The sequence below is a fragment of the Streptomyces sp. NPDC086023 genome, from assembly GCF_044540325.1.
Lineage (GTDB): Bacteria > Actinomycetota > Actinomycetes > Streptomycetales > Streptomycetaceae > Streptomyces.
The window spans coordinates 1-26,810 of record NZ_JBITRX010000010.1 but is presented as its reverse complement, the minus strand read 5'-3'; the positions used below and the strand labels follow the sequence as shown (position 1 = coordinate 26,810).

Below are 26,810 nucleotides of genomic sequence, written 5' to 3'. Positions count from 1 at the left end.
CAGGGGTGGGAAGCGGGTTACCGCGCGCGGGCGGCAGGGGGGACCAGGGCCGGCGGCAGGTCGACGGCGGTCTCGGGGAGGGCCGGTGGGGTGGCCGGCGCGGGTTCGGGTACGCGGTGGAGGCTCTGCAGGACGTCGCCGAGGACCTTGTTGTGTGCGTCGCGGGCGGTGACGGCGTGGGCCAGGCGGCGGGCGGCGTCGAGGATGTGCCCGGCGTCCGCGGCCTCGAAGGTGCGCCCCGCGGCGGTCAGGCGATGCAGCTGCTCGGCGTAGAAGACGACGCCGTGGTCGGCGTGCCGCAGGGCGTCGAAGGCGTTGAGCAGGGCGTAGCGCATGGTGCCCGGTTCGGCCCCGGCGGCGAGTTCGGTGACCGGCCGGCCGTAGAGGGATTCGATCCGGTCCCCCGCCGCACGGGAGGCGGCGTACGGATCGGGCACTCAGCGTCCCCGCACCGCTGGCCGTACCGGCGCCGAAGAGGCGGGCTGCGCGGGAGGAAGTCTGCTGGTCAGGGTGGCGGCGCGCGTGGGGGGCGGCGGCATGGCGGTCAGGAGCGCGTCCAGCGTTTTGAGGTAAGCACGGCGGCCGGAGAGCGCGGCGTCGAGCCAGTACACGTCGGTCTGGAGACTCTCCGCGGACAGCCCGTCCAAGTCGCCGGTGGGGGCCATGCTCGCGTGGACGCGGTCACGGACCAGGGCGACCTGCTCCTCGGACAGAGCGAGCATCGCCCGCACCTCCAGGGCCCGGGTGAGAGCGGGAGACGCTCCGGACCGCACGGCCTGCGCGTACAGGTCGGCGAGCGGCGCACCGAACGCGTCCTCCAGTGCCTCGTCACGGCTGCTCATCTTGTCGGCGACGCTCATCGTGCGATTCCGATCTGCGCGGGCCGGGCCGGGGCGGCGACAGGGAGCGTGGTGGTCAGCCGGGGCGCCGGGCTGGTTCGCGCGCGCTGTGGTCCGGCCGGGACCTCCACCAGCGCGCGGACCCACTGGGCGTACAGGTCCCGCTCTTCGACCGCCCGGTTCACCTGGTGGGCCAGGTTCATCACCGGGTCGTCCAGGACCTCGTCCGTGGCCGTCTCCAGGGCGGCGACGAGCGCGTCCTCAGCTTCCTCCAGCGCCGACTGCGCCTGGGTGAGCAGGCCGTAGGCGTGGACGACGCTGGTGAGGCCGGCCGTGGCGGACGGCTGGTCCGCGGACCGGATCAGTTCGTCGAGCGGCGTCCCGAATCGGGCTTCGATGCGACCGGCCAGCACGGCGACGATCTCGCCGTCGAGGAAGTCGGGGGTCTCGGACACGGATGGTGCTCCAGAAGAGGATGAAGGGTGGGGAAGGTCAGGCGCGGACGCGGTCATCGCGGCAGTTGTGTCCGGCGGCGGCCGGGCCGGGGACACTTGCGGCTGCGACGTGACGCTCTCCACCGGCCGGAGCCGGGCGGCTGGCCGTCCGCGGCGGATGAGGCCGTGACGCGAGGGGATGGCTCGGAAGGACGGTGGCTTCGATGGAAGCGGGCGAGTAGCACATGGCAGGCTCCGGACCAGCGGGAACAGGGAAATCGCAGCCCTGCGAGAGGGCCGCTGTAGAAGGCAAGGGTCCGGAGAATCCCCGGTTTCGGAAACCGGGGATTCGCCGCTATATTGCGCACTTTTGGTACTGGCGGTGCCTGTCCGGGAGGGGCGGCCCAGGCGGCGTGGACCGGTCAGCTCAGCGCCCTGGCGGCCTGGCCGCTGTCGGTGCCGGGGTGACGGGCGCGGTCGTCGGCGCCGTGCCGGACGAGGCGGGCGCGGCCGGCTTGAGGGGCGGGGCGTCTCCGTCCCGCCAGGCGTCCCACCACTGGGTGGCCTGGTCGTAGGTGGCGAAACCGCCCTCGCGCAGAGTGTGCGTGCCGGCAGTCATGTCGACGCGCTCCAGCAGGATCCTGAACTCCAGCCCGGCCTGGGGGGTGAGGGAGCGCAGCATCACCGCGGTCTCCGGTGCGTCGCGCTCATCGTCGGAGTAGCTGGTGAGCAGGGCGAAGCGGTCACCGTCGCGTCGGATGCGACCTTCCAGGGTGTGCGTGATGGTGTCGGCCGGCCGGTAGCGGTCGGGGCCGACCACGGCGCCCGGGCAGCCCCGTGCGATCAGCCACGACTCGGCCATCGCGACCAGTGGAAAGTCTGTGCTGTCGATCGTGAAGGTGCGGGCTTTCATGTCCCGGGCGACGTGTACTGCTGCGAGCTGGGGTTCGCCGGGGATGCCCCAGGCAGCGCCCTCGTCGTACAGGACGAAGTAGGCATCGGTCCCCGTGCGTTGCTCTCCGAGGACCTTGTACGACGAGCTCTCCACGGCTTCGAGGAGGTCCTGGTGGCAGGGGGCGGCGGGCTCGAAGCCGTCGAGGTCGTAGTCGGGGTTGTCGTCAGTCACGTACGGATGGGGCTTTCGGTCGCAGGGAGGGTGGCCGCGCCGTCGTGTCCCCGCTGCGGGATCGGGGACACGACGCGGCGCGACGGATCACGCGGGTGCTGGGCGCGGGCGGCCGGGAGATCCGGCGGCACGCGGTGGAGGATCAGTCCAGGCACATGCGGACCTCGCGGTAGACGTAGGTGCCGGAAACCCAACCCTTCACGCCGGTGGTGAGGTCGGTGATGTAGTGCCAGCCGCTCCGGGAGGAGTGGACGGTGAAGCGGTGGCCCTTGTAGAGGACGCCGACGGCGGTGGAGCTGGTCGTGGGGCTCTTGCGGATCTTGACGGCGCTGGTGCCGATGGTCCACGGGCCGGGGAGGTCGCAGGCGCGTACGAGGGGGGCGGTCGCGAGTGCCGTGGTGGTCGCGGCGGTGGCGGCGGAGGCTGCGGCCGGGACGGCGACGGCGGCGAGGGCGACGGCAGTGAGGGCGGCGCGGGTGAAACGCACGGAGGGATCTCCTTGGGGGATCTGGGGATGGGGAAGGCGGGCTGCCGGGTGGGCAGGGCGTCCGCCTGTGGCGAGGCTGGGGCCTCGGGGCCGTCCGCCGTTGGCCGGCGGACGGTGATTCAGCGACTGTGTGCCGGGACGGGCCAGGCGCCGGCAGGGCGGGCGAGGGCGGCAGGATTCGGCTGTGTGCGGTGGCGGGAGCCGATGAGGGTGGAGCGGCCGGCGCCGGTGAGGGTGACGGGCTGGCCGACGATCAGGTCGCGGGACGTGTCCCTCGCGACAAGGCCGTGGTGTTCGAGTCGCTGGAAGGCCATGTAGTCCACGAGGCGGCCCTGGGGCGTCCGTACGGAGACCCGGTGAGTGTGCAGGTGCTCGCGGACGGTTCCGCCGGCGGCGAGCGAGAGCAGGGCGGCCAGGTCGTGCGCGGTGAGTTCGGCGCTGATCGGGGGCCTAGGCGGAGCGGAGGCCCGGACCCTCTCCAGGGCAGCGGCAGCACGCAGTTGCTTCTCGTCCCGGTCGGCAACGGCCTGGGCGAGATCCCGCAGGGTCCGGCTCATCCGGTCGAGCAGGGCGGCGTCGACGAGGTGCGTGCCGGAGGAGAGCTGCATCAGCACGTTGCAGTGGTAGGCGACCGCGGTCTCGGCAGTCCCGAGGTCGCGGTGCGCGGTCGCCAGGGCGGCGCGGTCCTCCGAGAGCAGCCCAGCGTGGTGATCGTGATGCAGGCCGGCCAGGTCTCCTACGGCTTGCTCGATCTGCCCGTCCAGAGCTGTCGGCGCCGCCCGGGACGCAGCGGTCACCGGGCCTCCCAGAAGCCCGCGCAGTCCGGGCAGGCAGCGAGGAGGGCCGTGCGCCGGTACGACTTGCGGCGTCGGCCGTCGGGGAGGGTGATGTCGCGGCTGGAGACCTCGTACGGGCGCAGCAGCGTGGCCAGCCTGGCCTGTGTGAGGGACGCGTACGGCCAGCGTCCCTCGGCCACGCCCGGCAGGGTTCGGAGGCCGTCGACAAGGTCGGCGGAGGCGAGGGCGTCCGGGGAACCGTACGCGGAGAAGACGGCCAGGCAGGCAGCCGCGATGCACTCTCCGCCGAGAGGGCGACGGGGGAAGCAGCACGGGTCCATCTGAGGAGCAGCCTGGTCCCGTTCGGCCTCGGCCGGCGCAGCCGGTACCGAGCAAGAGTGGTCGCCCAGCAGCCGGTTCACCTCCCGCCTCGCGGCGATCAGGTCCGTGAGGACGGCCACGGTGGCCGCGAACTCCCCGTCGGCCTGAGTGTCGGTGGTTGCCCTCGGGCCGTCGATGATGTCGCGCAGCTCGTCTTCGAGGTGGTCCTGGCGGGTCTTCGCGTTCAGGAGGGCCTGATGGTGCGGGTGCGGCGCGGGCGCGGGAACGCGGGCGAGTTCGTCGTCCAGGAAGGCGTCGAGGAAGCGGAGGATCGGGCTGCGGGTGGTCAACGCTGAGGTCCTTTGGGATCGGTGGGAGGCGTGGGTGAGGTGAACAGGTCCGCCGGCCGCCACGGCGGCGCCAGCGAAGTGGTCGTGACCGGCCTGGTCGCGGACTGCGGGGCGTTGCTCTGCAGCTGGGGCGGGATGGTGCGCGCCGCGTGGACGCGGGGCCCGGCTGGTGGGCGTGGCCGGTTCACGCGGGCGCGGACGACGTCGTATACCTCGTGCCGGGCGCGGGGCCGGACGGCGACGATGTGCGCCTCGACGGTGTGCTGGGAGCTGGGCGGGGCCTTCTGCAGGCGGTAGACGATCCGCCATTGGGCCCCCGGACCGAGGTAGAGCTTGCGGTACTCGCTCAGCTCGTAGGCGAGTTCGGGGCCGGTGATCCGGGCCCGGACGACGCCGTCGATCAGGTCGAGTGCCCGGTCCCGGATGTCCTGCGGCAGGACACGTAGGTCCCTGAGGGCCCCCGGGTTGAACGACAACCCGTAGGCAGCCGGGCGGTGTTCGGCCGTCATGACGCGGAACCGGCTTCGGTCGAGGGCGCGTCACCGTTCTCCTGCCGCGATCGGGCGTCGCGGGCGAGGGTCCTGGTCGACGGGCCGGGTCCGCGAAGGAGACGGTGCTCGGGACGTTCCGGGTCCGTCTGGCAGGCGCTGAGCGAGCCGCCGGGCGAGCGGACGTGGGCCATGGCGTGGGTGAGGAAGTCGCGGTGCCAGATGAACATCCCGGATGCGCCGGCGTCCGGCTCCTTGTGCTGCTGGTAGGCCATCCACAGGGCGTGCAGCCACGCCACGACGTCGAGGTGCTCCTGCCACTGGGGGCACCAGGGCGCGGCGGTGGTGATCTCGGCGCCGTAGACGTCCATCAGGACGTCGTCGACCCAGTCCGTCAGGGAGGCCAGCTCGTCCTCGAACTCGTTGCCCTCCAGCTCCAGGATCGGCTTGGGCTCCGGTGGCGGGGTGAAGGCCGGCATGCCGGGGAAGCCGGCGAACGGCATGCCCGCCGACCGCGGGTCGACCGGCGGGGTGGCTGCGAGCCGGTCGATGACCCGCGCCTGCTCGGCCGAGCGATCGAGGAGTTTCCGGACGGACACCTCAATCGATTCGAGGTCCAGCTCCGGGACACGGACGGGCTCCAATTCCCCGCCGTCGGGGGACTCGGTGAATTCGGACACGAAAAGGATCTCCTTGCAGCCGGAGCCGGTGACTCAACGGCTCCGATGGTCCGGAGAATCCCCGGTTTCGGAAACCGGGGATCGGCCGCTATATTGCGCCCTTCAGATCAGGCTCCGAGGACGAAGTCCTCCTGGGACGCGGTCTCCCGCAGGGTCTGCGACAGGCGCTCGGTGGCGACGGCCGCGTACTCCTCGGTCTTCTCGATGCCGATGAACTGCCGCCCTTCGAGCAGCGCGGCCACGCCGGTGGAACCGGATCCGGCGCAGAAGTCGATCACCGTGCCGCCCGGCGGGGCGATCTTGACGAGCTCGCGCATCACCGAGACGGGCTTCTGGGTGATGTGCTTGCGGTCCTTGCCCGAGGGCTGCGAGGCGCTGTACAGGCCGGGCAGGTAGACCGGGTTCGCGGCGGCGTTGACCCGGCCCTTCGCTCCCCAGACGATGAACTCGCAGTCCTGCCGGAACTTGCCCTTCTGGGGCCTGGCCTGGGGCTTATGCCAGGTCAGGACGCCCAGCCACAGCCAGCCGGCGGCCTGGAGGGCGTCGGTGGTCGCCGGGAGCTGGCGCCAGTCGGTGAACAGCAGCGCGGTTCCGCCGGTCTTCGTGGCCCGGTGCGCCTCGGTCATGATCTGCGTCAGCCAGAGCGTGTAGCTCCTCTGGTCCATGTTCTCGCCCACGAAGTCCGGCAGGGCGTGCTTGGCGTCGGCCGAGACGTACTTCTGCCGGGCCGAGCGGCTGGTGCGTTCCTGCGCGGTCCGGCCGCCCGAGTTGTACGGGGGGTCGGTGATGACGGAGTCGGCACAGCCGTCGGGCAGGTTCGCCAGGACGCTCAGCGCGTCCCCCTGGTGCAGGGAAAAAGACATGAGGGTGCCCCAATTCGGAGGAGGAAACAGGAGGAGCCCCTGAGAGCGCGCCAAAGCTACGGAGGCCAAGCTCCGTCGGGCGCAAAGGGGGGAGGCCGAAACAGTAAGGCACGATCCCCGGTTGAGAAGCATCACCGTCGAAGAGCCAAGAAAAGTGCTCCGATTCCGGCTGGCGATTTCGGTGACCGGGGATCCGGGTTTACTGTCGTGTCATTGCCCGGCGGACACCGCTGATGGCGCCCCTCCCCCTCTGCCCACTCCTGCCCAGGAGGTCCTTGTGTTCCGTCCGTGACCCCGCACGCGCTCCGCGCCGCCCCGAACGCCTTTCCCTCCCCGCACCGCCGACCCGACACGGAGGCCACCGATGTACCGCCCCTGATGCCCTGCCCCTCTCCTTGTTCTCTCGCCGCTCCATGGAGGTTCTGCTGATGTTCCGCCCGTAGCACTCCCCGCCCCAAGTCGCTGTTCAAGCAGACCCGTTCTGCTCTCGCCCCAGGAGGTCCGCTGATGTTCCGCCCGTAAGACCCCTCCCCGCCCGGCGGGGCGCGTGAGCCAACACGCACCCCGGCCGGCCCGCTCTCGCACCACCGCTCCGGCCGCACGGCCCTTCCTCTCGCACACCGTGCGGCCGGAGCCCGCCCCGAAGGACTCGCCGTGTCCCTGTCCCGTCCCTCCACCTCCCCACGCGACCGCTTCGCTGAGCGCCGTCCGGAGACCGCTCGCGAGTGAAGGGCATCGCCGCCGCGATCGGCGCGCTCTGCCTTCCCCCTCTTCTCCTCGCCGGCACGGCCGTTGTCGCCGCCGCCGGCGGATCCTCGGCCGTGACAGTGCCGTCCTGCACCACCGCCCCGGTCGACACCGCCGCTGTACAGCAGCAGGTCGCCGCCGTCCTCGCTGGTTCCGGCGCCAAGGGCTCACGTATCGAGGGCCTCGAACTGCCCGACGAACAGATCCCCCACGCCCGCACCATCGTTGCCACCGGCATCGACCTGGGCGTTCCCGAACGCGGCCAGGTCGTCGCGCTGGCCACCGCGATCCAGGAGTCCCGCCTGCGCAACTTGTCGTACGGCGACCGTGACTCGCTCGGCCTGTTCCAGCAGCGCCCGAGCCAGGGATGGGGAACTCCCGCGCAGATCCGCGACCCCGCCTACGCCAGCAAGAAGTTCTACGAGGGCCTGCTGAAGGTCTCCGGCTGGCAGCAGATGACCATCACTCAGGCCGCGCAGGCCGTACAGCGCTCCGGCTTCCCGGACGCCTACGCCCAGTGGGAGCCCCTCGCCCGCGCCCTGCAGCAGGCACTGGTGACCGCACTCCACGCGCCCGACGGTTCCGCAGGCGGAACACCGGCCCAGCAGCCGGCCGACTCGTGCGAGCCGCAGACCGGCGGTGCCGCCACCGGTCCGATCCCCGAAGGCACGGTCCCGAAGGGATACACGATCCCCGCGGACGCCGATCCTCGCGCGAAGACCGCTCTCGACTGGGCCATGCACCAGCTCGGTACGCCCTATCAGTGGGGCGGGTCCTGCACGGACGCGCACGGCCAAGACCCCCTTAAGCGCTGCGACTGCAGCTCCCTGACCCAGCAGTCGTACAAGGAAGCCGGCATCGCTCTCACCCGGGTCTCCCAGACCCAGGCGCACGAAGGGCGAGCCGTCTCTCTCACCCAGCTCCGCCCGGGCGATCTGCTGTTCAGCCGCGGGACCAAAGCCGCCCCTGAGCACGTCGGTCTGTACGCGGGCCACGGGCTCGTCATCGAGGCCCCGCGCACCGGCCGCAACGTCCGGTTCAGCACCCTCGCGGACTACGCCGCCCACAGCGCGCGCCGGGTCCTCTGACACCGGCCCCGCCCGGCCCGCCCTTTCGAGGCGCCGGGCGGGCCGGGCCAACTTCGCGCCGCCGAGCGCTTCTCCCCCCTCTCCTTCCTTCTTCTCCCGTTCCCCGGCACGGGCCGCTGAGCCCTGCCCGCACAAGGAGCGCACCACCATCTCCCCCGCCACCCTCACCGCCCTCCCGTACGACCATCTCCTGCTCGCCTTCGACCCCGGCGTTTCCCCGAAAGGCGGCGGCCTGCCGGGCCTCGAAGTCCTGCGCACCGTCGTGAACAGCATCAATTTGTTCGGCATCGTGGCCGTGGTCGGCGCGCTCGCCGTCAGCCTCGGCGTGTGGGCCTGGGGTCACCACACCGGCGGCCACCAGGCCGAGGCCAACGGCAAGAAGGGCGCCGTGGTCGCCGCCGGCGCCGCCCTCGGTCTCGGCGCCGCCAACGGAATCGTGGCCTTCTTCTCCGCCCTCGGGTCCCAGGTCCAGTAATGGGGAAACGTTCCCTCTCCCCCCGTGTCGGCTGGAGGCCGTCGCGACGGGTCGTCATCGCCGCCGGCGCGCTGATCATGCTGCTGCTCGTGGCCGGCGTGGTCGCCTGGTGGACCGGCAGCAGCAAGACGGCCGACGCCTCGCCACAGCCGCACGCCACGACCTCGCCCCCTGCCGGCGCCGCCGGTTCGGCTCCTCCTCCGGACGGCGAATCGGCAGCGCCGGTAGCTGGGCCGCCTCCGGTCTCTGACCCGCTCGTCTTCGCCCGGGCAGCAGCGACGATGCTGTGGTCCTTCGACGCCCGGACCACCAGCCACGCCGAGCAGCTCGCCAGGATGAAGTCCTGGATGACGTCCGAATCCGCATACGCGGACTGGGACTCCGTGCAGGCCCAGATCCCCGACCCGGTGCTGTGGTCGCGGCTGAAGGACAACGGCCAGCACGCCACCGCAGCCGTCTCCGAGGCGCACTTCCCCAGTGCCTTCAAGCAGGCCATCGCCGACGATCCCGCCGCGATCACCGAGGCGTACATCTACGCCGTCACCGTGCGCGGCAAGACCCAGCTGGCCTGGACCGGAGGCGGGTCGGGAGCCGAGGACCGCCAGATCACCCTGGCCGTCCAGTGCCGGCCCAGCGCGGACTGCCGCCTGGTCGCCGTCGCCCCGCGCGTCGCCCCGTAGCCCTCTCCCGTACTTCCTGACCCGAAAGGACGCCCGACGTGGGCTTCTGTGACCTGCCCGTCGCCGGTTCAATCTGCGACATCGGCGACGCGATCGAGTTCGCCTCCGATCCCGTCGGCGCGATCGGGAACTGGATGGTGCAGAGCGCCGGTGACCTCGCCGCCGCGGCGGCCGACCTGGCTGCCAAGGCCATCGACCGCACCACCGCCATCGACCTCGGCGCGAGCTGGTTCCGCGACAACTACGAGACGATCTTGCCCATCGGCCTCATCGTGCTGGTCGCCACCTTCTGCGCCCAGCTCGTCAGAGCCGCCGTCAAGCGAGACGGCCAAGCCCTCGTCCAGGCCCTCACCGGAACAGCGAGCGGCGTTCTCTTCGCATTCTGTGCGATCACCTTCACCACCGTGGCCATCGAAGTCGTCGACGCGCTGTCCGCCGGACTGTTCGCGGCGGCTGGCACGGACATCGCCTCCGCCGTGCGCCGGATCGTGAAGGTCTCGGCCATCGGTGCCGTCGCCGGACTGGGCTGGCTCGTCGCGGTCATCGCCGCGCTCGCCTCAGCCGCAGGAGCGTTCCTGTTCTGGTGCGTGATGATGGTCCGGAAGGTCGGCATCCTGATCCTCGTCACCTTGGCCGTGTTCGCGGGAGCGGGCGGCGGCTGGGAGGTCGCCCGCCGGTGGCGCCGCGGCTGGATCGAGGCCACCGCCACCCTGGTCGTCTCCAAGCTCCTGATGACGATCGTCTTCGTCCTCGGCATCTCCGCGCTCGGCGAAGCCGACAGCAAGGACGGCCTCGCCGCCCTGGCGGACGTCGCGGCAGGCATGGTGATCATGCTGCTCGTGCTGCTGTGCCCGTACATGGTCTTCAAGTTCGTCCATTGGGCGTCTGAGGGCACCGACGGCGAATCCATCCACCGCGCCGGTGGCGCAGGAGCCTCAGTGGCCCGCCAGCACGCCGAGAACGTCGGCCGTAAGGCAGCAGCCGCAGCGGCAACCGCCGGCACGGGCGGCGCCGCCGCCGGAGCCGGCGCGGCAGGAGGGGCCCAGGCTGGCGGTGGCGGGTTCCCCGGTGACATCGCCGCCAACCCCGCGACCGGCACCGACATGCAAAGCGAAGGCTCCAAGGGCGACTCCGAGAGCCGTCTGCAGGACCTGCTCCAGCAGACGATCTCGCCGCAGCCCCAGGGCGGCGGCACGCCCGACAGCCAGGAGGGCACCCCTCCGAGCTGGAGCGGGAACTGGGCCGGCAGCGAAACCGCCCCCGCGGGACAGCAGAGCGGTGAGCTCGGCAGCAGCTCGGCTGCGATGCCGCCCGCTCACGGGGCCGCGAGCAGCGACTCCGCGGCCGCCGGCCCGCCGCCGGGCCCGTAGCCGCCCCTCCCGTACACCCGCCGCCGGGGGCAGGGGACCCTCCCCGCCCTGCCCCCGGCTCCTCCCTCCCGGAAGCGATCGTGTCCTCCGTTCTCACCGTCAAATTCCCTACCCGGTCGCGCCGCGGCATCCTCCTCGGCCTGACCCTCCCCCAGCTCGTCCTGGTCTCCTCGACCCTCGCCGTGCTGCTGGCCACCGTGGTGACCGCGGGCCTGCTCGGCGCCGTCGTCCTGGCTCCGCTGTGGCTCACCACCGCCGTCCTGGTCGGCGTGCGACGCGACGGCCGCTCCCTGATCGACTGGGCGCCGCTCGCCGGACGCTTCGCCCACCGCCGACGGACCGGCCAGACCCTGTGGCGCGCCCGCCCCGTCTCCCGACCCCGGGTGGAGGGCCTGCTGCATCTTCCCGGCACCGCCGCATCCCTGCGCGTCGCCATCGCCGACTCCGGGGCCGCCGCCGTCCACGACCCTCATAACCAGACCCTGACCGCCGTCGCCCGCGTCAGCTCCCGCGCCTTCGCGCTGCTCGACCCGGCCACCCAGACCGCCAACGTATCCGCGTGGGGCCGAGCGCTCGCCGGCATCGCACGCACCGGACGCATCTCGACCGTGCAGGTCCTGGAACGGACCGTGCCGAACTCCGGCGACAGCCTCGCCCGCCACTGGACCGAGCACGGCAACCCCCATGCCCCGATCGCCGGCCAGATCTACACCGAACTCCTCGCTTCGGCCGGACCTGCCGCCGCCCCGCACGAGGCGTACCTCGCCATCACCCTGGACCTGAAGGCCGCCAAGCGCCTGATCAACCAGGCCGGCGGCGGCCTCGCCGGCGCCTTCACCGTCATGGAGCAGACCACGTCCTCGGTCGCCCAGGCCGCCCGCAACGCGGGCCTGACCGTCTCCGGGTGGCTGGGGCCCCAGGAGATCGCCGCCGTGCTGCGCACCGCGTACGACCCGGCGTCCACCGCGCACCTGCAGCGGTGGTCCGAGACCGGCCAGGCAGAGGCCGACCCTGCCGCCGCCGGGCCTGTCGCCCAGGTCGAGGAGGCCGACCGGCTGGTCACCGACAGCGCCCGGCATGCCACCTTCTGGATCGAGAACTGGCCGAGGACCGAGACGAGCCCGGGCTTCCTGCACAGCCTGATGTTCAGCGCCGGCGTCCGCCGCACCTTCTCCCTTATCTACGCGCCCCAGGGCATCGACTCCGCGCTGCGGGACGTCCAGCGCCGCAAGGCCGCGATCATCGCGGACGCCTCCGAGCGCCAGCGTCGTGGACAGGTCGATTCCGAAGCCGACAGCGTCGAGTACGCCGACGTGAAGACCCGCGAGAAGCAGCTCATCTCCGGCCACGCCGACGTCGCCCTCACCGGACTGCTCACCGTCTCCGCCGACACCGACCAGGACCTCGACGCCGCCTGCACCCAGATCGAGACGGCCGCCGCCGACGCCCAGGTCGACCTGCGGCGCCTGATCTACCAGCAGGCCGACGCCTTCATCACCGCGGCCCTCCCGCTCGCCCGCAGCACCCTGTAGCCCGCCCTGCCGCCCGACGGCGTCCTCCTTCCCCGCGAGAAGCCCATGTCCCCTGATGACCGCCGCGACGCCTTCGACGGTGACGCGTACCCCTACCTGCGGGCCGCCACCGCCGGGCTGCGCCACCACACCCGCGCCCAGAGCGCGACCGGCCAGGCCCAGCCCAGCGACCGGCCCCAACTTGACGCGCTCCACGCCCACCTCACCGCCCTGCACCGCCTCATCGACCAGGCCGCCGAGCAGACCCGCCCCGAGCGCCCGGCAGCCGGACGTCACCTGGCCACGGCCCACGCCCGCGTGTGGCAGGCCGCCGACTCCGTCCACGCGGCCTTCCACCTGGTCCCTGCGGCCACGGAGGACGAGAAGTGCCAGCCCGACCGGCTTCCCGAGGGACCGCCCTTCCTCACCATCTGCCAGCGGCACCTCGCCGCCGTCCACGCGATCCGGCGCAAGACCACCGCCGCCGACCTCGCGTCCTGAACCGTCCTACTGGAAGCGTCCCTTGTCCCACCGCCGCGCCAGCGCCACTCCCCTGTTCACCCCGCATGGCATCGACCGCGCCCAGCGCCGGGCTCTGCGCAAGCAGACCGCCCGCGCAGAAGCCCGGGCCCGCACCGCCGCCGGCACCGGACCCGACCAGCAGTCCGGGGAAGCAGCCTTCCCCTCGCCGTTCTACCCACCCACCGGACGTCCCGGTCCCGCCTCCGCCCGCGGCAACCGCCTCAAGCTCCCCGCCCACCGCATGACCACCGCCGTCGCCAGCGCCGCCTACCCCTTCCTCGCCGAAGGCGGCCTGGGCGCCGACGGCATCTACATCGGCAAGGACCTCCACGCCGAAGGCAGCTTCACCTTCGACCCGTTCTCCCTGTACGGGCGCGTCGAGGGCTTCACCAACCCCAACGTGCTGCTCGCCGGGGTGATCGGTCAGGGCAAGTCCGCCCTGGCCAAGAGCCTGGCCCTGCGCAGCATCGCCTTCGGCTACCGCGTCTACGTCCCGTGCGACCCCAAGGGTGAATGGTCGGACGTCGCCCGGGCCTTGGGCGGCGAGTCCATCGCGCTCGGCCCGGGCCTGCCCGGCCGCCTCAACCCCCTCGACGCCGCGCCCCGGCCCTCAACCATCCCGGAGTCGGAATGGGCGGGAGAGGTCCGCACTCGCCGTCTGCTCCTGCTTGCTTCCCTGGCCCGCACCGTCCTGGGCCGCGATCTGCTGCCCATGGAGCACACGGCCCTCGACATCGCGCTCGACAGCGCCGTCGCCCGGGCCGCCGCCACCGGCCGCGAGCCTCTCCTCGGCGACATCGCCCACGCCCTGGCCGACGGCCCCGGCCTCGAACTGGCCGGCGGCCTGCTCTCCGGACGCCTCGGCGACGCCGCCCGCGACCTCGCCCACGCCATGCGCCGCCTGGTCTTCGGCGACCTGGCGGGCATGTTCGACGCCCCGTCGACCACGGTCTTCGACCCCTACCGGCCGATGCTCACCGTCGACCTCTCCCGCCTCGGCGGCAGCGACGACACCGCGCTCGTCCTCGCCATGACCTGCGCCTCCGCATGGATGGAAGCCGCCCTCACCGACCCCGGCGGCGGACGGCGCTGGGTGGTCTACGACGAGGCGTGGCGCGTGCTGCGCCACCCTGCCCTCCTCATGCGCATGCAGGGCCAGTGGAAGCTCTCCCGCGGCCTGGGCATCGCGAACCTGATGGTGATCCACCGCCTGTCCGACCTGCTCTCCGCCGGCGACGCCGGCAGCCAGAGCCGCGCCCTGGCCGAGGGCCTGCTCGCCGACTGCAGCACGCGTGTGATCTACCGCCAGGAGACCGACCAGCTCGCCGCCGCCTCCAGCCTCCTCGGCCTGACCTCCGTAGAAGCCGGAGCCCTGTCCCACCTCAGCCGGGGCCGCGGCCTATGGAAGGTCGCCGGACGCAGCTTCGTCGTCCAACATCAGCTGCACGCAGCCGAGTTGGACCTGTTCGACACCGATTCCCGTATGCATTGACCCCTTCTCCTGGAGTTCCCCTGCACCCCGATTACGAGCACTACGACAACATCGGCCGCAGCACCGAACAGATCATCGCCGCGCCCTCCGGCATGGCGACGGAAGGCGACCTCCTGCGATGGGCTCGTCGTGACGCAAAGGCGTACCTCGCCGAGCGTTCTCTGCCGACTGGCTCGCCTGCCCCTCTCGACACCGCCGCGTATCGCGCCGCACTCAACGAGGCCCGGACCATCGCCGAGGTCAGTGCGGTGACCAGACACCTGATAGAAGCCTGCAGGCCCGTGCTGGAGTCGATGGGCCAGGTCCTGTCGGACATCGCCGACTGGAACGGCCGGTATGGGAAGTCGGAAGCCGACTCCCCGTCCCGGAAGGTGATGGAGGCGGCCAACCGCCTCGTGTCCACCCTCTGGGACGCCGAGGCAGCCGACCTCGCCGCGCTCCGGGCGACGTACGACCCCGCCCCTACAGGACCGGGGTCGAAGCCCGCACCGGGCCTCCCACCTGCCCCGCCCGAGGCGCCGTCCTCCGGCCCTAAGCCCAGCCGCTAACCCCCTTCCGGAGGCTGAACTTGTCGACCCGTTCCTTCATCGCTCGCCCCACCGCCCCCTCGACCGGAAGCCGGTACGCCGGCCGTTACTGCCACTTCGACGGCTACCCCGAGAACCAGCTCCCCCTGCTGCTCGGTGCTCTGCAGTACCGCTTCGCCGGAGACCTCGAAGCCCTTCGCCGCCACCTCATCGACGCCCCGCACGATTGGTCGGGGCTCGGCATGGACCTGCTGGAAGGCGCCCCCGAGCACGTGCTGAACCAGATCGATCCGCACGCGGAGCGCTTCCCCAGCCGCCCCCTCGACGACATCGTCACCCTCTCGGGCGAGCCGGCCGAGCCCATCACCATCACGCAGGCCAACGCCGGCGGCCTCGAATGGGGCTACGTCCTGCACGACCACGGCATCGAGGTCATCGCCCTGACCTGGGACGACCGCGGAGGCCCGATCGTGAGCTGGGACACGTCCCCGCTCGCACGCTTCCAGGGCACCCCGTCGCTGTGGGGCCGCGACCAGCCCGTGCCCGTCCGGCCAGCCCGCCCCGCGCTGAAGGCCGTCCCGCCGGTCAGTCCCCTGCCGGCCCCGGCCAAGACCCGCGTCACCCGCTGACCCCGACTCCAGGAGCCCATCCCTGTCCACCCCGCAGATCACCGTCGTCATCGCCACCCAGCTCCGCCCCGACCGCCTGTCCTACCTGCAGGAGATGCACGCGAGCCTCACCCGGCAGACCGTTCCGTGGGAGGCCGTGCTCGTCCTCGACGGCGCTCCGCCCGAAAACGTGCCTGCCTCGATCGCCGCCGACCCGCGGGTACGGGTTCTCGCCCTGCCCCGTTCAGTCGGCGCCGCCTGCGCCCGCAACCTCGGCCTGAACCTCGTGAACACCGAGTTCGTGAACTGGGCCGACGACGATGACGTCTTCCCCGACTGGAGCCTGGGCGTACGGCTGGCTGCAGTCACCGACCGTCTCGGGTGGGTCGCCGGGTACAGCGCGGACTGGCTGCCGGACGGCACCACCCGCGTGTGGGAGTGCCCCACGCCGCCCGGTTTCCACGCCGCCGGCGACGTGGTCACGTACTGGCCGCTCCCGCAGGACACCATCCCGATCGGGCCCACGACGATCCTGGCCCGCACCCGCCTCGTACGCGCGGCCGGCGGCATGGGCGGCCTCGTCCAGGGCGAGGACTACATGGCCGCCGTCGGCGTCACCAACCTGGCCCCCGGCGTCCTGCTGCCCCTGCCCGTCTACAAGTACCGCAAGCACGAAGGGCAGATGACACAGGGCGAGCAGTACGACGAGCTGGAGCTCGCCGCTCGACAGCACGCCCACGCCTACGGCCACGCCCTGCGCAACGCCTTCGTCGCCGCCCGGGCAGCATGAACATGGCCGGCACCGCACTGCCGCAGGCACGGCCGGACGCCGAGATCATCCTCTGCGTCAGCGCCAAGGAGGGCCTGGTCGCCATCCCCGTAGGCGAGAAGTATTCCCACGGGCACACCGCCCTCCGCTCGACGGGCGCCTTCGAGAAACAGAAGGCGGGCTTCCACGTCCTGCGCGACCTCAGCACGATGCGCGACGTGATGCCCGCGCTGGCCCAGGCCGCCAAGCTCTATCGAGTCGCACTGACCACCAGCTCCAACCCGTATCTGGGGGACTACGCCCAGAAGCTGGCGCGCTGCCTGCCCGGCGACTGGACAGCGACGGTCGAGGTCTACGCCCACCCTGTGTGGCAGGAGGACTGGCTCCCTCTGCTGTGGGACAGCGGTCAGCTCACCGAGGCAATGGAGCGCTGCCGCGTCCCGTACGGCGCTGTCCTCACCAGCTCAACCGGCGCGGAACTGCTCCTGATCGAACAGCCCGGCGCCGCAGGTCGCTACCTGCTCGGCGCGTGCGCGAGCAGCACCTTCGACGACAACTACGACAATCCGTTCGCTCCGCCGGCCATCGGGTTGCCCAAATACCCGAAACTCGCCGCCGCCCAGGTGACGACCAGCTTTCTTCCCCGCTATGAGCACGCGGTGCACAAGCGCCTGTTGGCGGAGGTCGAGAGCGGGCACGGACGTCTGGAAGACCTGCGGCGCTCTGCCGGTGACGGCCACGCCGAGAGCTCGACGGCCGTGCTCCGCCGGCTTCGCCCCCACGCGGCGCACCTCCTCGACCGAGTCTGGTGGGCCACCACCCCGGACCGGGCGGATGCCGAGGCGTTGGACCGGCTGGACGCTCTGCTCCGGCCGGGGCGAGGCGAGCGGCCCTCTGTATTCAGGGCGCCGGCCCCGCTGCCCTCTGCGTCGGCCGACGACGTGCGCCGATGGCTCGCCGACGCCCCCGTACTCCTGAAGCACGCCCGGGCCACCCTGCCGCCCCCGTCCGCGGCCGACTCCCGCAGGGCGCTCGCCTCGACCCCCCGAGCCCTCGCAGCCCCGACCGCCTCAGGTCGCGGCCGGTGAGCCCGCTCTCCTTCCTCCCCTCCCACTCCGAGGACGTACATGCCCCATGTCCCCCATTTCCACTTCGGCCTCGACCCCGACCTCGGTGTCGTAGCCCGACCGACAACAGAGGTCACGCCGCATCTGGCCAACTGGTACCTGGTGCGTGAGCAGTTCGAGCTCGTTCCCGGCACCGCGGATCTGTACCGGCTCACCCGGCAGGACCACGATCCTTGGCGACGAGGCCGGCAAGCCGTGCACGATCTCCGCCAAGCCGGATTTGCCGTCCAGGCCGACTACAGCCTCGATCCCGCCCAGTCCGCCCCGCCCGCTCCGGCACGAGGCAACGGGCTGACCGAGCGCCGAGCCCGCATCGCAGCGGCGGCAGCCAGCCGCTCCCCTCAGCGCCCCCTCACGACCGCGCCCTCGACAACGGCGCCCATCCCCGCCGCCGGACCGGTTCGCGCTGCTGTCTCGCGGGGTCGGTGACCCGTGGACGACGCCTCAATTCGCATCGTCCGTGAGCGCGGCGGCGAAGTGGAAGTCACCGGCCCTGTCGATCCGCTCGCTATGGAACTGCTCCTGAGGGCCGGCTTCCTGGCCCAGCCGACACTGAGAGGCCCCTGGATCCGCCTCCCGTTCGACATGGGCGAGACCTGGGAGAACGACCGCGCCCAGTGGGCCGCCGACATGCTCCGCACCGCGCGGTACCCCATCCTCCTCGACTCCAGCCTCAGCTCCGCTCCTCCCCCCGCCCCGCCCCATCGCCGCGCTCCCGCCCTGCGCGCGGCTCCGTCGCGACGCCGCTGACGCGCCGCCTTCCGGAGAACACCCGTGTCCCCTACCGCCCACATCACCCTGTACTCAAGCCCTGACGACGGCATCGTCGCCCTGCCTGGCGGGCGAGGCGCCGACTGGGCCGTCATCGCGCTTGACCTCGCACGATTCGAGTCGGCCGGCGAGGGACTCCATGTCCTGCCGATGTCCGACCTTGACCGTGTGCAGCAGGCTCTCGACACGCTCTACGCCAACGCACACCGGCTCGGCATCACGGTGACCGCCACCCACCAGACGTTCATCGGCGACATCGGGCGAAGCATCGCTGCCCGCCTGGATGACTCCTGGACGGTAGAAACCGGCAACTGCGCGCTCTCGCCCTCGGATTCACGTAGCCGCCTGAACTTCCTCTGGGACTCCTTGGGGGGATCGCTGTCCTACGTCATGCAGTCGTACGCGGAGCAGGTATCGGCAGTGGCCTTCCTCTGCTCGGAAACCGGCCTCGAACTGGCTGTGCTGCGGCGCCCGTGGGACGGTCAGATCGTCGTCGGTGCCCTCGCTCCGGAAGCGCAGTTCGCCTCGCTGGGGGCGGTGGCGCCGGTCAGCGTCGTCGCTCCCGACGTCGCCAGCGTCCTGAAGAAGGTTACAGAGGCACTCCTGCCGTCCTACGAACACGCTCTGGCTCAAGCGCACTTCCGGCTCCTGGGAGGTGTTCTCGATCAGCTACGGGCGGCCCGGACGACCGGCGCCCTGCCCCGCCTTGGGGCGTTGAACGAGGACCTCTGCCGACACTGGTACGGCCTCGACCACCACCTGCGAGGACTGTACGACCCCCTGCCCGAGCCTCTGGGCGGTCTCCTCCGCAGGGCCGATGTAGCCCTGTCCGGAGGCAGCGCGCAGGACGAGGAAGGCGCAGTCCAGTTGCTGGAGCACTGGCTGCAGCAGGGCACACGGCTCGTCGACCTGGTGCAGTCCCTCGACGCGGACTTCACCGCCCCCTCGGCCATACTGCCGGGATCCGCTTCCCTCCCGCCCGGGCCGCCGCGTCAGGGGCGTCGGCCGGGGATGAGCAGGTGACGGCCGCGTCGCGGACGTCGGGGCCGGTGCTGAGGGAGCCGTACGTGGCCCGGCTTCTGGCCGGCACCATGGTCGCGCGGCTCCCGACGGGCATGGTGCCGGTCGTTCTCCTCCTCCTGGTCGCCGACCAGGGCGGGGCCGCGTCCATGGCCGCCCTGATGTGCGCGGCGTACGGGCTGGCCTCCGCGCTCGGGCAGCCGGCACTCGGCCGGGTCGTGGACCGGTACGGGCAAACGGCCGTGACCTGGACGGCTACCTGCGTCACCAGCCTGGCGATGCTGGCCATGCTCCGCATCAACTCGGCCACGAAGACGCCGCTGTTCATCGCCCTGGTCGTTCTCGCCGGCCTCTCCACCCCGCCAGCCGAGGCCAACCTTCGAGCTCTGTGGCCGAGCGTGCTGCCTGATCCTCAGCAGCGGCGCGCTGCGCTCGCCCTGGACACCGGCTCTCAGGGGCTGATCTTCATCGTGGGGCCACCGCTCGTTGCCGCCATCACCACGTGCGCGGGACCGGCCACCGCCATGGCCACGTCAGCCGCGCTCGGCCTGGTCGGGGCGACGGTCGTCCTGACCGCCGCCCCGTCCCGGAGCTGGCGCCCCAGTGCGGCTGTGTCGTCCGGTCTCCTCGGCCCTCTGCGTTCGCTCGGGCTGGTCGCTCTGCTCGTCGGCATGACCGGGACCGGCGTCGCGCTCGGTGCCCACACGGTCTGGGCTGTCGCGCTTGCCGAGCGGAGCGAGAGTGCTCTGCTGTTGGGGCTCCTGCCGGCGGCGCTGTCCGTCGGCAGCCTCCTCGGCGGCGTGCTCTACAGCCGACGGGCGTGGCCGGGCAGCCTCACCGCCCAACTCGTCGTCGCTGCCGTCGCCTTCGGCGCGTGCTGGCTTCCCCTGCTTCTGAGCCCGGGTTCGGCAGCGGCCGTTGCCGTGTCCGCCCTGCCGGGTCTCGCGCTGCCCGCGCTGGTGACCAGCGCCTTCCTCACCGTGGACGCGCTCGCCCCGGCCGGCACCGTCACCGAGGCGTACGCGTGGCTGATCGCCGCCATCGGCGTCGGCCAGGCCGTGGGGACGGCCTTCGCCGGCCAGCTCGCCGCTCACCCTCAGCTTGGTGCCGGTCTCCCCGCCGCCGGAGCGGCGCTCACCGTCGCTGTGCTCGCCGCGGCGTGGAGCTGGATCTACGTGCCCGGCGCCCGCGCACACCGTGGTCGGCACCGCCGGGTACCCGCGCACCGCTCGCGGAGGGCTTCGGCCCGTCCCGCCTGACACCCCTTTCCCCTTCCCCTTTACGAACTCAAGGAGATCCTCATGGCCGTGCCCACGTCCTTCGAGGTCGTCCACAGCTGTGGACACACCGTCGCCCACGACCTGTCGACCCGGTCGGCCGACCAGCGAGCCGGATATGCCCGGTGGCTCGCGGAACGAAAGTGCAGCGAATGCTGGCGAGCCGAGCACCGGGCCGATGCCGCGAGCACCGCAGAGTGGCTGGCCGCCAAGCGCGCCGAGGAACAGGCCGCCGCGGCGGCGTGGGCCACCCAGTTCGACATGCCCGAGCTGGAGGGGCCCGAGAAGATCCTCGGCTGGGGCGAGCGCTGCCGGCACCAGCTCGTGACCAGCGCGTACGAGGCCCTCGTCACCGAGGGGACCTGGAACGAAGCCGACTGGGCACAGCTGGAGGAGCAAATCCGGCTGCTGACCCGGGCCGGCTGGTGGGTCGATCAGCGGGACGCGGACGGAGCCGATCTTCCCGAACTTCTGGACGCGGCAACAGACGCGGACCGGCCCACGGAGAACCCGTTCCGGTAGCCGCGCAGCGCGCAATATAGCGGCGGATCCCCGGTTTCCGAAACCGGGGATTCTCCGGACCCTTTGTCTTCCACCGCCGCCCCGCGACCTCGTGGAAGGACCGTCCGTGCCTGAGTTCCGCCCCGTGTACCTGCCGCACGACCCGCTCACCCCGAAGCGGGACATCACCCACGCCCACTTCCGCCCCGGCGAGCACGTGGTGGTCTTCAAGGGGGCCGCCGACGGCCGACTGTGGGGCGACGCGATGAAAGTCGTCACCGACTCGTGGCACACGCCAACCGACGAGAACGGGTGGCGGCTGCTCGACCCGAACGGCGGTCACCGTTCCTACGTCACCGCCCACCCCCGCTACATGGTGCACCTGTCCACCCGGTGCCCCGAATGCCTCGTGCACCAGCAGGCCCTGCACAAGTACCTGGTGCCGCGCGTCGGAACCGGCGAGGAGCCGGTCGACTGCCGCTGGTACTCCGTGACCGCGCTGAACCAACTGGTCCACGTCGCCGATGCCGGCCACGCGGGGCGATAGCCGGCAGGACCGCGTCCCCTCCGCCTTCCCCTACCTGTCTGTCCGACAGCGAGCGAGAACATGATCATTCATCTGCACCGGAACGGTTTCGAAGCCGCCGATGCCCTGGCCGACGCGCTCGGTCGTCCCCTCAGCGCAAACGAAGGGCTCACGACCGAGCCCGGCGGCACCGTGGTGGCCTACTGGGACCAGCTCGACCGGTACACCGACGAGAGCCGGTACTGGACGACCCCGGAGTGGGCCCAGCATCTCGACGATCCGCTGGTCGAGCACCCCTTCGCCGCCGCCCCGGACGGCTCCCGACGCGCGATCCTCCACCTGTACGTGCGCCTGCATCCGCTGGACCGGGAGCTTTCTCCGGCCGAGTGGTCCGAGGTCGGCCACCGGCTGGCGCGCACGGCCGGGCTGGCTCCGCCCGGCGACGACCGGGCCTGCCGCTGGGTCGCCGTACGGGACAAGGCCAACCGCATGGACCTGATCGGCAACCTCATCCGCCTCGACGGCTCCTGGGCCACGACACCCCGCCGCCTGGCCGAAGCCCTGGAGGCGGAGGCCCGACGGATCGAAGCCGACCTGCTTCTTCACACCGGACCCCCGTCCGTCCAGGAGAAAGCGCCCGCGGCAGCCCGGCCGACCGCCGCCGCACCGGCCCGCACTCCGGCTGCGACGAGTCCGCTCGCGGGCATCCTGACCCAGCTTGCCGCCGAGCAGGCCGGGCCGATCGCGGCGGTGCGGCAGCTCGTCGAGCAGGTCGGCCGCCAGGCCGCCGCCCTGCCCGGCCACGAGACCGCCGCCGCCGGCCGGGACCTGTTCTGGGCGGCCCGCCGCCTCCACGGGGTGCAGGATCAACTCGGCCAGATCGCCGCCCGCCTCACGCCCGCCCCGCCTGCCCCAGGCCCGGCGCTCACGCCCCCGCACACCGCTGCACCGTCCCCGGCGGCGCAGCGGTGACCGCGGAAGACACAAGGGCCGAGCAGACGGTGGTCATCGTGCGCGATCTGGCGACCGACGTGATCACCGCGAGCGGCGGGGACGGTCTGGCCCACGGCATCCTGGAGCGCTCCTTCTTCCTGAGGGAGACGCACGGGGTCACCTGGCACCGGATGTCCCCCACGGTCACGCCGGAGGAGGAGCAGGCCGTCGCCCGTATGGCCGTGGCGCGTCTCCAGGCCGCCGGGTACCGGGTCCTCGCCTCTCCGGAGTTCGCCTGGGAGGGCACCGAGGCACGCTACGTGACGACGGGCCGGGAGATCGAGAACCTCGCCGGCCGGATCCGCGAGGCCGCCTCCGTGGACGACCTCACCTTCGAGGTCGCGGAACTCACCGCGACGCACGACGGCATCGTCGCCTCGCTCGGTCTGGTCCTGCACGCGCTCGCCGACGCCTACGACCGGTTCAGCAGACCGGAAGATCCACGCTGGGGCACCCGCCTGCGCAGTGAGGCAGACCACGAACTTCGCCTCCTTGCAACGGAGTTGCGGAGCGTACGCGCCACCCTCGCGGACCGCAGCGCGCCGCCGGGCCGTCGCGGGCCTCACCCCCCGCCGCCGGCTCCACCAACGTCTACCGCCTTCGGACGGACCCGATGACCTTCCCCCCTGCCCCCTCATCGAGGAGCCCATGTCCCTCCCCCGCACCCTCCCCGACGACCGCGACCTGGAATCGTTCGCCACCGTCCTCGCCGAGAACCTGCCCGGCAACTGGGCGGTCGAGTACCACCCGCACCAGCACTACGAGGAGCAGTTCCAGCACGCCGAAGACGTCTGGGACCTCAACCTGGTCAGCGGCGCCATCGCCGAGTTCGTCCTGCGCGAGGACGCCCACCTGATCCGGCAGGACGGCACCCGCCTGTACGTCACGATCCGCCCGCTGCACGACGACGAGTTCCTGGTGGCGGCCATCGCCCCGACCGGATCGATCGCCGCCGCAGCATTCGAAGGAGTTCGCGAGCCCGACGGAATCGCCGTGCCGGCCGACCCCGAGCGGGCCGCTCACGCCGTCACCGCCGTCCTCCTGCCCCGCTACGAAATCGCACTCGCCCAGGTACGCCACGCCGCCATGAACCCCCCGCAGCCCGCAGCCCGCCCCGACACGACGGTCGTGATGACCTGGCGGGAGGACGGCTCCCTCGCGGCGACGACCACCGCCCGGCCCGCGTCCGAGGTACTGCTCGCCGAGGGCTTCGTGTGGGAGACCGCCTCGAACGCATACGTACTGGCCGGCGACGACACCCGCGCCCAGGGCCACGCGGTCCAGGCCGCCGGCGCCCGCCTCGCCCGCCTCGGCATCGGTACCGCACTGCGAACGGCCCCCCGGCCCGCGGCTGAAGTCGCCCTTCCGGCGTCCCAGCCCGGTGGCCGAGCGACTGCCCGCAACCGGTGACGCAGGCCCGTACCTCACGCCCGCCTGTCCCTCCGCTCGATCCGGTCCGCCGGCCTCGCCTTGCCGTCTTCGTCCTTCGTCGCTACCTGCGCGCGGCGGTGGTCAAGGCGGGCGGGACCAGCCACCTTCCTGCCCATCCGGCGCCGCCCTCCGGTCCGGCTGTTCCCGCCTCCCGCCACGCCCGCTGACCAGCTTCACCGGCCAATCCCCTTGGAACGCCATGAACCCGTCCGCCACCGACGACGCCCTCCTCGACGCCATCGCCCAGCACCTCGACCAGCTCGCCGACCACCTACTACAGGCAGACGCCCGGCAAGCCGCACAGATCCTGGCGCGGGTCGTGGATCTGGAGGGCGGTGTCCTCCGCAAGCTGACTGACCTCGTCACCGACTGCAGCCGGGCGTCCCGGAACCACGCCGCGGACGGACTGTTCCCTCCAGAGGCGTGGCTGGCCTTCGGGCGGGCCGGCAACACGCTGGCCAATCTCACCGGCAACCTCGACCAGCACCGGAACGTCTTCGAGCAGATCGGCAGACAGGCACCCGCTTCCGCGCCGCCGAAGGCCACCGCGTTCGTCGCCCGGGGGCGGCACCGGTGAGCAGACAGCGACAGAAGTGGTCCGGTTGGGGCGACCAGCAGTCCGCCGCCCAGCAGCACTACCTCATCGAACCCCGCTACCTGGCCGGCGGCGGAGACCTGCGGCACATCACCGAGTACCTGCGCGCCTCCGGATGGAAGGACACCACCCCCCGGTCGTCCGCCGCCCTCGTGTTCGGCTCCCCCGACGGGGCCGTCCGTGTCGCTTACCAGCCGCCGGGCGGCTGGCAGATCCACGGCGCCGCCCAAGGACACCAGCCGGCCTGGCAGGTCACGTTCACCGCGCAGGCCCCGGTGGAGATCGTCGCCGGCCTCACCGACGCACTGACCAAGGAACGCTCCGCACACGCCCCCAACGTGTGGGCGCCGCTGTCCGAGCACGGCTGGTCCACCGACACAGGCCAGGAGTACACCGCCGTCAGCCCCACCCGGGACGCCTTCGTCCAGTACGTCGGCGCCGGACCCCATCAGCACTGGTGGATCGGCGCCCGCAACGAACACGGAGCGGTCTGGAACCTGCAGGCCACCCCCACCACCCCCTTGCACCTGCTGCAGGGCCTGACCGAGGCTCTGTCCTCCCCCGAACCGGTGATGCGACCGCGCGGGCACGTGCCGCCGAGCAAGCGCATCCGGGTCACCTCCGTGTCCGTACTGCCCGAACACCTCAGGGGCTGGCAGCAGGCCCGCATCACCGCCGCCCGCGCAGCCACCTGGGCCCGCAACTCCGTCCGTGCCGCACAGCCCCGCACGAAGAACCGCCAGCACGTCCCCCACTGACCCCCAGGAGCCCCGTGCCTTCCCCTCTCTCACGTCCCACCGCCCGGAATCCGGCCGGGACCGGCGCCACCGAGTTCACGCAGGCGGTCGCGTGGCTCTGAGCCCTGCCCAGCGGGCCTCCTACATCGCCGACCGCAACTCGAAGATCCCGTTCTTCTCCGCTCCCCGTCACCTCGCCGGCCCTGGCGACCCGCGTCACGTCACTCACCCCCTGCTCGCCGCCGGCTGGAGCGTCACCTCGGCCCCGGGCGATCCCCGCACCGTTCTGACCGGCCCCGACCAGGCCCGCCACCGCCTGATCCTCGACCCGCTCTCGACCTCCTACTGGCAGATCGAAGCCGCCGACTGGACGTGGAACGCGGCCTTCGGCCGGATGGTGCCCGCCGAAATCGTCGCCGGATTCACCGACCGCCTCCTCGACGGCCCCCGGCGCAGCGACGTCGGCCCGTGGGCGCGGATGGAGAAGGCGGGCTGGGCCGTCGAGCGGCGGCCCGACGGCACCGGCGAAGCCCGCTCCTCTGGATCCCGCCAACTCTGCGCCGAGCTGATCGATTTCTACGACGAAGCACCCGAGCGGATGACCTGGAGGATCGAAGCCACGTCTGAGTACGACGGCCCGCCGGCCTGGCGCATCTGGATCAGCGGTGCCGTCCCGGAGCGTCTGCTGGACGGCCTGGCCCAGCAGCTCGTCACCACCACGCCCGTCGTACGCGGCATGTACGACCCCGAGAGCAACGGCGCCCGGCAGGAGCCGAGCGGCCTCTCGCCCGAGCAGGTGGTCGACGCGCACTTCGCCCGAGTCGATGCGATCGGCAGACGGGCCCTGGCCCATCGCCGCACCCGCCCAACGGCCTCGCTGCCGGCACCGGCGGCTCCGGCAGCCCCGACCTCCGTCTCCCTCCGCTGATGTCCGAAGGACCCCTCGTGTCCAACTCTTCCTTTCCCAGACCGCTTTCATCGGATCGCGCGGCGCCGATCGCCCAGCTCTCGTTCTTCCTGCTGCAGGGCGACGCCGTGATGGCCGCTTGGGAGCGGTACGACGACGAGCACACCGACCTCGACGGCTGGCCGTACGACCAGGACACCTACGACGCCCGGCAGGCCGAGAAGGACGCCTCCCTCTGGCGCCGCTTCTCTCCCCTGCGAGGGCAAGCCGCCGCCCTGCTGGACGCGGCCGAGACATCCGCCGGCCACCTCGCCGGCAAGTCCGGCCAGGCCCGCTGGAGCTGGCAGCTCGCCCATCTGCGCGGGGCCCTCGACCGGGTCGACACCGCCCACACCGAGTACGAGCGGCTGGTGGCCGATCCGTCCACGAGCCCCGAGGACCTCGTCGCAGCAGCCGCCGCCCGCAACCGGCACGCGTCCGAAGCCCTGGTCGACTGGCTCACCCACGGGCGTGCCGTCTTGGAGATCCACGCAGCCACTGTGCGGGCCGGGCAGACCGGCATCCGCCTCACCACCCGCACGCCGCACGCCGCCCCACCGGCATCGCCCGCCCGCCACCGCTGAACTCCCCCTCTTTCTCTTCCGCACCTCACTTTCTTGGAGCCCTTCGTGTCCCAGCGTATTGGTAACCCGCGTTGTCAGAACGTGCGGAATGGATGCTCAGCGGCGGATGAGGTCTGCCGCGTATGCGGCTCCAGGGCCCTCGCTTTCGA

General features: G+C 72.0%; 33 protein-coding genes. 23 read left to right on the top strand and 10 right to left on the bottom strand.

Annotated elements, in window-relative coordinates; all coding sequences use genetic code 11:
- Positions 1-17 precede the first annotated feature (17 nt).
- From ACIF6F_RS20435 to ACIF6F_RS20390, 10 genes are all read right to left on the bottom strand, one after another.
- On the bottom strand, positions 18-437 hold the full coding sequence (locus tag ACIF6F_RS20435; protein WP_399948440.1) for a hypothetical protein: 420 nt from the start codon (positions 435-437) through the stop codon (positions 18-20).
- The gene (locus ACIF6F_RS20430) at positions 438-860 is read right to left on the bottom strand and encodes a hypothetical protein (RefSeq protein ID WP_399948438.1); all 423 of its coding nucleotides are present in this window, start codon (positions 858-860) and stop codon (positions 438-440) included. It lies immediately after the preceding gene.
- A complete protein-coding gene (locus ACIF6F_RS20425) occupies positions 857-1,294 on the bottom strand; it encodes a hypothetical protein (RefSeq protein ID WP_399948436.1) in 438 nt (145 codons plus the stop codon). The genes ACIF6F_RS20430 and ACIF6F_RS20425 overlap by 4 nt, the downstream gene beginning before the upstream one ends.
- 406 nt (positions 1,295-1,700) lie before the next feature.
- Positions 1,701-2,399: a hypothetical protein gene (locus tag ACIF6F_RS20420; RefSeq protein ID WP_399948434.1), complete on the bottom strand. Its 699-nt coding sequence runs from the start codon at positions 2,397-2,399 to the stop codon at positions 1,701-1,703.
- Between the two features lie 142 nt (positions 2,400-2,541).
- On the bottom strand, positions 2,542-2,886 hold the full coding sequence (locus ACIF6F_RS20415; protein ID WP_399948432.1) for an SH3 domain-containing protein: 345 nt from the start codon (positions 2,884-2,886) through the stop codon (positions 2,542-2,544).
- Between the two features lie 119 nt (positions 2,887-3,005).
- Positions 3,006-3,683: a hypothetical protein gene (locus ACIF6F_RS20410; RefSeq protein WP_399948430.1), complete on the bottom strand. Its 678-nt coding sequence runs from the start codon at positions 3,681-3,683 to the stop codon at positions 3,006-3,008.
- Positions 3,680-4,333, bottom strand: a complete 654-nt coding sequence (locus ACIF6F_RS20405; RefSeq protein ID WP_399948428.1) for a DUF3631 domain-containing protein — start codon at positions 4,331-4,333, stop codon at positions 3,680-3,682. Before ACIF6F_RS20405 ends, ACIF6F_RS20410 begins: the two co-directional genes overlap by 4 nt.
- A complete protein-coding gene (locus ACIF6F_RS20400) occupies positions 4,330-4,842 on the bottom strand; it encodes a hypothetical protein (protein ID WP_399948426.1) in 513 nt (170 codons plus the stop codon). Before ACIF6F_RS20400 ends, ACIF6F_RS20405 begins: the two co-directional genes overlap by 4 nt.
- Positions 4,839-5,501 carry a DUF4913 domain-containing protein gene (locus ACIF6F_RS20395; RefSeq protein WP_399948425.1) on the bottom strand — a complete coding sequence of 221 codons (663 nt, stop codon included), beginning with the start codon at positions 5,499-5,501 and terminating at the stop codon, positions 4,839-4,841. Before ACIF6F_RS20395 ends, ACIF6F_RS20400 begins: the two co-directional genes overlap by 4 nt.
- 107 nt (positions 5,502-5,608) lie before the next feature.
- A complete protein-coding gene (locus tag ACIF6F_RS20390; protein WP_399948423.1) occupies positions 5,609-6,364 on the bottom strand; it encodes a DNA-methyltransferase in 756 nt (251 codons plus the stop codon).
- A 725-nt stretch (positions 6,365-7,089) separates the two neighbouring features.
- Here ACIF6F_RS20390 and ACIF6F_RS20385 point away from each other — a divergent pair.
- The 23 genes from ACIF6F_RS20385 (at position 7,090) to ACIF6F_RS20275 (ending at position 26,661) form a co-directional block, all read left to right on the top strand.
- Entirely contained in the window at positions 7,090-8,199 is a 1,110-nt protein-coding gene (locus tag ACIF6F_RS20385; protein ID WP_399948421.1) for a C40 family peptidase, read from the top strand.
- A 190-nt stretch (positions 8,200-8,389) separates the two neighbouring features.
- The gene (locus ACIF6F_RS20380; RefSeq protein WP_031008868.1) at positions 8,390-8,674 is read left to right on the top strand and encodes a DUF6112 family protein; all 285 of its coding nucleotides are present in this window, start codon (positions 8,390-8,392) and stop codon (positions 8,672-8,674) included.
- Complete coding sequence (locus ACIF6F_RS20375; protein ID WP_399948419.1) at positions 8,674-9,354, top strand: hypothetical protein; 681 nt, start codon at positions 8,674-8,676, stop codon at positions 9,352-9,354. Before ACIF6F_RS20380 ends, ACIF6F_RS20375 begins: the two co-directional genes overlap by 1 nt.
- Before the next feature lie 38 nt (positions 9,355-9,392).
- On the top strand, positions 9,393-10,724 hold the full coding sequence (locus tag ACIF6F_RS20370; RefSeq protein WP_399948417.1) for an ATP-binding protein: 1,332 nt from the start codon (positions 9,393-9,395) through the stop codon (positions 10,722-10,724).
- An 80-nt stretch (positions 10,725-10,804) separates the two neighbouring features.
- On the top strand, positions 10,805-12,256 hold the full coding sequence (locus tag ACIF6F_RS20365) for an SCO6880 family protein (RefSeq protein ID WP_399948415.1): 1,452 nt from the start codon (positions 10,805-10,807) through the stop codon (positions 12,254-12,256).
- A 45-nt stretch (positions 12,257-12,301) separates the two neighbouring features.
- Positions 12,302-12,736 (top strand): DUF6238 family protein, encoded by a 435-nt coding sequence (locus ACIF6F_RS20360; protein WP_351104341.1) that lies wholly within the window; start codon positions 12,302-12,304, stop codon positions 12,734-12,736.
- 22 nt (positions 12,737-12,758) lie between these two features.
- Complete coding sequence (locus tag ACIF6F_RS20355; RefSeq protein WP_399948412.1) at positions 12,759-14,249, top strand: ATP-binding protein; 1,491 nt, start codon at positions 12,759-12,761, stop codon at positions 14,247-14,249.
- A complete protein-coding gene (locus ACIF6F_RS20350; RefSeq protein ID WP_399948410.1) occupies positions 14,246-14,797 on the top strand; it encodes a hypothetical protein in 552 nt (183 codons plus the stop codon). The genes ACIF6F_RS20355 and ACIF6F_RS20350 overlap by 4 nt, the downstream gene beginning before the upstream one ends.
- Positions 14,798-14,817: 20 nt before the next feature.
- Positions 14,818-15,405, top strand: coding sequence for a hypothetical protein (locus ACIF6F_RS20345; RefSeq protein WP_399948408.1), 588 nt, complete (start codon positions 14,818-14,820; stop codon positions 15,403-15,405).
- Between the two features lie 37 nt (positions 15,406-15,442).
- Positions 15,443-16,174 (top strand): glycosyltransferase family 2 protein, encoded by a 732-nt coding sequence (locus ACIF6F_RS20340; RefSeq protein WP_399948965.1) that lies wholly within the window; start codon positions 15,443-15,445, stop codon positions 16,172-16,174.
- A 2-nt stretch (positions 16,175-16,176) separates the two neighbouring features.
- Entirely contained in the window at positions 16,177-17,241 is a 1,065-nt protein-coding gene (locus tag ACIF6F_RS20335) for a hypothetical protein (RefSeq protein WP_051842154.1), read from the top strand.
- A gap of 549 nt (positions 17,242-17,790) precedes the next feature.
- The gene (locus ACIF6F_RS20330) at positions 17,791-18,030 is read left to right on the top strand and encodes a hypothetical protein (protein ID WP_399948405.1); all 240 of its coding nucleotides are present in this window, start codon (positions 17,791-17,793) and stop codon (positions 18,028-18,030) included.
- A 24-nt stretch (positions 18,031-18,054) separates the two neighbouring features.
- The gene (locus ACIF6F_RS20325) at positions 18,055-19,074 is read left to right on the top strand and encodes a hypothetical protein (protein ID WP_399948404.1); all 1,020 of its coding nucleotides are present in this window, start codon (positions 18,055-18,057) and stop codon (positions 19,072-19,074) included.
- 44 nt (positions 19,075-19,118) lie between these two features.
- Positions 19,119-20,330: an MFS transporter gene (locus ACIF6F_RS20320; protein WP_399948402.1), complete on the top strand. Its 1,212-nt coding sequence runs from the start codon at positions 19,119-19,121 to the stop codon at positions 20,328-20,330.
- A 42-nt stretch (positions 20,331-20,372) separates the two neighbouring features.
- On the top strand, positions 20,373-20,870 hold the full coding sequence (locus ACIF6F_RS20315; RefSeq protein WP_399948400.1) for a hypothetical protein: 498 nt from the start codon (positions 20,373-20,375) through the stop codon (positions 20,868-20,870).
- 106 nt (positions 20,871-20,976) lie between these two features.
- Complete coding sequence (locus ACIF6F_RS20310; RefSeq protein WP_399948398.1) at positions 20,977-21,396, top strand: hypothetical protein; 420 nt, start codon at positions 20,977-20,979, stop codon at positions 21,394-21,396.
- 60 nt (positions 21,397-21,456) lie between these two features.
- Positions 21,457-22,347: a relaxase/mobilization nuclease gene (locus ACIF6F_RS20305; RefSeq protein WP_399948396.1), complete on the top strand. Its 891-nt coding sequence runs from the start codon at positions 21,457-21,459 to the stop codon at positions 22,345-22,347.
- A gap of 38 nt (positions 22,348-22,385) precedes the next feature.
- Entirely contained in the window at positions 22,386-22,985 is a 600-nt protein-coding gene (locus ACIF6F_RS20300; RefSeq protein ID WP_399948394.1) for a hypothetical protein, read from the top strand.
- A gap of 31 nt (positions 22,986-23,016) precedes the next feature.
- Positions 23,017-23,778 (top strand): hypothetical protein, encoded by a 762-nt coding sequence (locus tag ACIF6F_RS20295; protein ID WP_399948392.1) that lies wholly within the window; start codon positions 23,017-23,019, stop codon positions 23,776-23,778.
- 220 nt (positions 23,779-23,998) lie between these two features.
- Positions 23,999-24,376, top strand: a complete 378-nt coding sequence (locus tag ACIF6F_RS20290) for a hypothetical protein (protein ID WP_399948390.1) — start codon at positions 23,999-24,001, stop codon at positions 24,374-24,376.
- A complete protein-coding gene (locus tag ACIF6F_RS20285) occupies positions 24,373-25,152 on the top strand; it encodes a DUF317 domain-containing protein (protein WP_399948388.1) in 780 nt (259 codons plus the stop codon). The genes ACIF6F_RS20290 and ACIF6F_RS20285 overlap by 4 nt, the downstream gene beginning before the upstream one ends.
- Before the next feature lie 91 nt (positions 25,153-25,243).
- Entirely contained in the window at positions 25,244-26,059 is an 816-nt protein-coding gene (locus tag ACIF6F_RS20280) for a DUF317 domain-containing protein (protein ID WP_399948386.1), read from the top strand.
- A 17-nt stretch (positions 26,060-26,076) separates the two neighbouring features.
- Positions 26,077-26,661 (top strand): hypothetical protein, encoded by a 585-nt coding sequence (locus ACIF6F_RS20275; protein WP_399948384.1) that lies wholly within the window; start codon positions 26,077-26,079, stop codon positions 26,659-26,661.
- The last annotated feature ends 149 nt before the right edge of the window (positions 26,662-26,810 follow it).